This is a genomic window from Parabacteroides sp. AF18-52 (genome assembly GCF_003479145.1).
Taxonomy (GTDB): domain Bacteria; phylum Bacteroidota; class Bacteroidia; order Bacteroidales; family Tannerellaceae; genus Parabacteroides; species Parabacteroides faecis.
In genome coordinates this window covers 1-5,328 of record NZ_QUGR01000034.1, presented here as the reverse complement: position 1 = coordinate 5,328, position 5,328 = coordinate 1, and the positions used below count along the sequence as shown (strand labels likewise).

The following is a 5,328-nucleotide window of genomic DNA, read 5'->3' as shown; positions in this document are numbered from 1 at the left end:
ATGCAAAGATAGCCAAATTCAGTGAATTACGGGCTATGATTGCTTGAATTTATATTTAAGTCCATACTCTTCAAGTTTGCTGTATAGTGTTGTCCTGCCTATGCCGAGCAGTTCTGCGGCGACACTCCGGTTGCCGTTTGCCTGTTTCAACGCACGCAATATCCGCTCCTTATCCTCCGCGTCATTGCGCAAGGCGAAGCTGACAGTAGAGGTCGGTTTCGTCACGGCAAGTTCCAGATGCTCTTTCATGACAACACCTTCCTGCGCCTGCAATACAGCACCCATAACTTTCTGCCGAAGTTCCCGCACGTTGCCCGGCCATGCGTGTGTCAGCAACGCTTTACGTGCTTCGGAACTGAACCCGCTCACGCTACACTCCAGCTCTCTGTTTGCCATATCACGGAAGAACTCTGCCAGCGGCATAATGTCTTCTTGACAGTCACGCAACGGAGGAACGGTTATCCCGAAGTCGTGCAGGCGGTACAGAAGATCCTGCCGAAAACGCTTTTCATTCACCGATACCTCCAAATCTTCATTGGTAGCAGCGATGATGCGGACATTGAAATTCCGGTCTGCCTTGTCTCCGACCGGGCGATACCGCCTCTCCTGTATGGCACGGAGCAACATCTGTTGGGTTTCCAACGCGAGGTTTCCTACCTCGTCCAGAAACAACGTGCCGCCTTCCGCCTCATGGAAATATCCTTTCTTGGCATTGTCCGCACCTGTAAATGCACCTTTGACGTGTCCGAAGAAAGCCGACGGTGCAAGCTCTTTGGAGAGTGAACCGCAGTCCACCGCCACAAATGGCTTGCCTGCACGTTTGCTCTTGTCATGCAACAGGTGGGCAATATGCTCCTTGCCCGTGCCGTTCTCACCAAATATCATCACGCTCATATCGGTGGCGGCTACCAGCCTTATGCGGTGCATGATTTTCTGAAAGGCGGAACCTTCACGGGCGAATATAGGCATACGGCGTTGTCCTGCCTGACGTTCTTTCAGTATGGAACGGATCAGGGGGACAAGTTTATCCTCCACAAGCTGTTTGGGAATATAGTCTATCGAGCCGAGTTTCATGCTTTCCACGGCGGTATTAACTTCGGCGTAGTCGGTCATAATGATGAAGGGCTGCATCTTTCCCTCCTTTCGCATCCAGCACAAAAGGTCTATGCCACTGCCGTCAGGCAGACGCAGGTCGGCAACCACGATATCATTATCTGTTGCCTGTTGCAGATGTTTCTTCGCGGTTGAGAGGTGGTAAGCCTTCATATTGCGGTAGCCCTCCCGTGACAGCATATTGCAGACATATTCGCAATACACGATGTTGTCTTCCACCACAATTATTTTTGTCTTATTCATCTTCGTATTTTCTCCTTTCCTCTTCTGCCAACCGTATTATTTCCACTCCCTTATCCAGCACGGCAGTCACGGCATGGCTTAACGCTTCACCATCCGGGAGAGCATCGCCACGAAGCAATCCGTAAAGTACATTCAGCGGTTGGTCGGCACGGAGCACCTCCCACGAACTGCGCAGGTGGTGGATCAGGGAATCCAGCTTTTGCAGGTCTTTTTCTTTTGCTGCATCCCGTACCGCCTGCATTTCCTTTTCTGTTTCAGTTATCAACTTTTCCAGCATGACGGCTTCATTGCCATAGGACAATAAGGCGGAAAAGTCCGGTTTCCCGTCCGGTGTCGCTTTTATGGCACACCTGTCGGAAACCTCCATCAGTTCCGATATGGAGAACGGTTTGAACAGGCATCCGGCAAAGCCTTTTGCCAATAGTTCCCCTTTGTTACAACTGCCCGAAGCGGTTGCCACAACCACCGGGATTGTTGGTGAATTGCCCACGTTGGACGAACGCAACAGTTCCAGCAATTCGAAACCGTTTATATCGGGCATATTCAAGTCTGTCAGCAACAGGCTGTATTCTTTCTGGCGTATCATTTCCATCAGTGCCGCAGCATCGGTGCAAGTGTCGCAGTGTATTCCTTCTTGGGAATACATCTCTTTCAGCATCAGAAGTAATACCTCATCATTGTCAATGGCGACAACATCATGGAATTTATTGTTATGATAAACAGGTGTATTGCTTGTATATCCAAGCTGTTCTTCAGCTTCCTGCATAGAAATTTCAACTGTGAAACGACTGCCTTTCCCTTTCTTGCTGTCTAAACGGATTGTTCCGCCAAGCATCGACACAATATTACGCATTATGGCAAGCCCAAGCCCGAAACCCTCCTTTGCGGCGGCATTTGATAGACGTTCAAACGCACCGAACGCTTGTTTCTGTTCCTCTTCTGTCATGCCTGTACCTGTATCTTCAACGACCAGTGTCAGAACTCCATTATCATATTCAGTAATCAAAGAAACACCGCCTTCTTCTGTGAACTTGACAGCGTTTGACAGCAGGTTATTCCCGATTTGTATTATTCGCTCTTTGTCGGTCAATACAATGGCATCGTGTCCAGTCTTCACGGACAAGGACAGCCCTTTGTTCACGGCAACAGGCATGAACTCCGTTTCAAGTGTGTGCGTGATTGCTGAAATCCGGCAGGGTGACAGACGGGGCTGTTCCTTGCCGTTGTCCAGGCGGAAGAAGTCAAGCAAAGTGTTAAGCATATCCCGCATACGGTCGGAGGATTGCAGTATGTTTTGGATATACTGCCCGGACTTATCCTCACACTGTTCTTTCCGTATCAGTCCGGCATAGCCTGTTATTGCTGTCAGCGGTGTGCGCAGTTCATGGGTGATAGTATGTACCGCCTTCTTCCTTGACGTTATCAGTGCCTCGTTCCGTTGTACGGATTGTTCCAGTTGCCTTATCAAATCAGTTGTCTTGTGCTTGTATTGTTTAATGCTTTTTGCATCACGATGTATGATGATGTAGGAAATTAACAACAATAGAAGAACGAATCCCATTAAACCGCCTACTTGCATAAATGACTTTTCACGCATGGCAACTATTTCGTTTTCCCGGCTTTGCAGTTCGGTTTGTACCTTTTCTTCTATTTGGCAAATCAATTCTTGCAGTTGTCTGTTAAGTTCTGCATTACGAGCTGCAAGGCTGTCGGCTTGTTCCGACAATTGGCGATCCTGCACTTTCTGTTCGCTGATTACGTTTCTATTGACCGAATGAAGGATAGTGGTTGATACTGCTGGAGTTACTTCCTTTTTTTTGCCGAATATGCCTAAGAAACCTTTTCGTTTTGGCTTTTTGGACTGTTCCTGCACACTTTTCTGTACAATAACCGGAATTTGATTGGCTATCTTCTTGTTAATAGATTGTTGTTCATCCATTAACCGGACTATCTGGAACATCTGTCGTTCCTTATCCTCTAAAAGACTGCGCACACTATCGATGCGCTCTGCTGGATAGGTGGCCTTGAAACGGCAGAGCATACTGTCCATTGCCATACGCCGTGCATGGTAATGCTCGATATCTTTATCGTTCCATTCCAGTATTGTTTCACCCAATAGAGAAAATTTTATCATTTGAATATTGATATTGTTTATTTCTTTTCGGAGCTCGTCTATTTTTTTATTGCCAAGTTCTAATGCTTCTATCTCCTGCCATTCATAGAGGCTATTATATGCCATACATCCGATAAGAATGGAGATAAGTATATATCCCAACCGTATTGCCTTATAGAAATTTCCTGACCGCTCCATTATTTTAATGACATTGATTTTTGGAACATGAATAAAAGTTTATCTTTTTCGTTCATGCGGATATTATCAGAATAACCGTCTTTTGTTATTTGATACCCACATGGCTTAACCATAAAAATGCCTAAGCCCTTAGTGTACGAACTTACTTCTGAGGCATAGTCTTTACTTGTATTTAATGGAACTTTCCCTTTAATATGACACCACTCATTATTACAACTGATGTCTTCAATCTCAGACATCAGTTTTTGCAAATCTGTAATAGCTTTGGAACTCGCTACTTGGGGTATCTGCAACTCAAAACAGAGCATCGGTTCGAGAATGTCCACACCTGACTGTTGCAAAGCCAGCCTGAAGACATAAGGGGTCAGCTGTCTGAAATCAGCAGGTGTACTTACCGGGCTATAATACTCGGCTTGAGTAAAAGTTACTTTCAGATCTGTCACTTCCCATCCATGTAAACCAGATTGGCAAGACATACGAATCCCTTCAAAAACGGCATTTTGAAAAGAATGGTTCAGATAACCATAGGAGATGTCACTTTCGATTTGCAACCCTGCCCCTAACGGTAAGGGTTCAAGAGTCAGCCCTATTGTGGCCCAGTAAGGGTTGGGTGGTACTTCGATCTGAATAATCTTATTGACCTTTTTTATAGGTCGTTCTTTGTAGATAGTCTTGATCTCATCAAAATGGACCTTTACGGAAAATCGTTCTTCCAGCAATGTCTGTATGATTTCCTTTTGTGTCAAACCATATAACGAGATTTCCAATTCATCACTATATGAGTTTATGGAAAAGGACAAAGACGGGTCTTCAATCCACAATGTATTCAGAGCGGATATCACCTTGCTTCTCTCTTCGGGCTTATTTGGCCGGACGGAGGATTTGAGAGCGGGATGCTGATGAGATAATCCTTGAATCAAACAAGGTTTAGCACCTAAATAATCTCCGATTCGAAAATCTTCTATATCTTCTACAATCGCGATATCATTGGCACCCACTTCATCAACATTTATCTCTCTGCCCTGATAAATAGTCTTTAGATTTTTAATCTTGATGAATTTTTCCGAATCGTTGATTCTTACAACGTCTCGAAGTCTCAGACTTCCGTCAATTATTTTAAGAAAACTTCTTTTATGCCCTTTGGGGTCATGCTCTATCTTATAGAGATAAGCTGAAAGTCTGTTTGAGACTGATGCCGGAGGAAGTATAAAAGAAGAAATGGCGTCCAACAACTCATTGATACCGATATTGAACATTGCTGATCCATGTAGCACCGGATAGACTTTGGCTTTTGCCACAAGAGCGATTATCGTATTCCAATAATCAGCCGGTGAAATTTCGCTATCCGCCAAATATCGTTCTAATATATCGTCGTCATGGTTGCATACAAATTCTTTGTATTCTTCCTTTATATATGTTTGGGAGCAAACCGGATAAACCGATCCATCGACAACAGTTTGCATAAACAGGACATCTTGAGACAGATTTGTTTTTATATCCAGATACAAACGCTCTAAATTCACACCGTCACGGTCAATTTTATTGATAAATATAATTGTCGGGATTTGCAGTTTTTGTAAAGTATTGAACAGCAACTTTGTTTGCGCTTGTATGCCTTCCTTTGCGGATAAGATGAGGACTGCTCCATCAAGCATTTTGAA

General features: G+C 44.7%; 3 protein-coding genes. All 3 read right to left on the bottom strand.

Annotation, left to right across the window (positions count from 1 at the left end):
* Positions 1 to 33 precede the first annotated feature (33 nt).
* Positions 34 to 1,356, bottom strand: a complete 1,323-nt coding sequence (locus DWX23_RS24640; protein WP_004291471.1) for a sigma-54 dependent transcriptional regulator — start codon at positions 1,354 to 1,356, stop codon at positions 34 to 36.
* Positions 1,349 to 3,667, bottom strand: a complete 2,319-nt coding sequence (locus tag DWX23_RS24635; RefSeq protein WP_004291467.1) for an ATP-binding protein — start codon at positions 3,665 to 3,667, stop codon at positions 1,349 to 1,351. The genes DWX23_RS24640 and DWX23_RS24635 overlap by 8 nt, the downstream gene beginning before the upstream one ends.
* On the bottom strand, positions 3,667 to 5,328 hold a 1,662-nt coding region (tet, locus tag DWX23_RS24630; protein WP_122376444.1), incomplete at its 5' end, for a tetracycline resistance ribosomal protection protein. The genes DWX23_RS24635 and tet, both read right to left, overlap by 1 nt.